Origin of the sequence: Mycobacterium timonense, assembly GCF_025821985.1 — a bacterium.
Taxonomy (GTDB): domain Bacteria; phylum Actinomycetota; class Actinomycetes; order Mycobacteriales; family Mycobacteriaceae; genus Mycobacterium; species Mycobacterium avium.
This window is the reverse complement of record NZ_JACKSY010000043.1, coordinates 1-577: the sequence shown is the minus strand read 5'-3', so window position 1 is coordinate 577 and position 577 is coordinate 1. Positions and strand designations below refer to the sequence as shown.

1 protein-coding gene is annotated in these 577 nt (G+C 62.0%); it reads left to right on the top strand.

Annotated features, from left to right (window positions below; all coding sequences use genetic code 11):
• Positions 1-88: 88 nt before the first annotated feature.
• Positions 89-253, top strand: coding sequence for a hypothetical protein (locus tag H7I87_RS12575; RefSeq protein WP_163648848.1), 165 nt, complete (start codon positions 89-91; stop codon positions 251-253).
• Positions 254-577: the final 324 nt, after the last annotated feature.

The following is a 577-nucleotide window of genomic DNA, read 5'->3' as shown; positions in this document are numbered from 1 at the left end:
ATGGCGAAGGTCTCGGATTTTGTGTCCGCGGGCCTCGTGCGCTGTACGCTTGAACGGGCTAGCCGCCACGCGAATTTTTGGAGACAAAGTGCCCATCGACCAGCCGCCTCAGTCGCCCCTTCAGCAGCCAGTGAGCGAAGTCCGCTATGCGGAGGATCAGAAAAAGCAGCGCGCAAAGCAGGATGAGCAGCGAAAGAAGCGCCAAGCCGCCGATATGCGGCTGAAGACTCAACAAACAAGCCAGAACAAATAGGCCTTCCACTAACTGCATCCCGCAAACAGGGACAGCGTGCGTTGCAGAACGGCTCGGGCTTCACGCGCCGGAACATGTGCTTGAACCTGAGCCCGCTTGCGCCGCGTGTGCTTGCCTTTGCGGCCTCCTCCCAGGGCTGGGAGGAGCAGGCCCGTGCCGGTCTGCCCCCACTAGGACTCCCGAACCTAGGACCTGCGGATTAAAAGTCGCTAGCTCAGGCAGGACCAGAGCGGCTGTGACGACCACACCGCGCATCGCCTGGCCGACCGCGCAGTTGATGTCGGCTCATCGGCCGAGCACTGCGCTGCAGTACGTCACATCGGC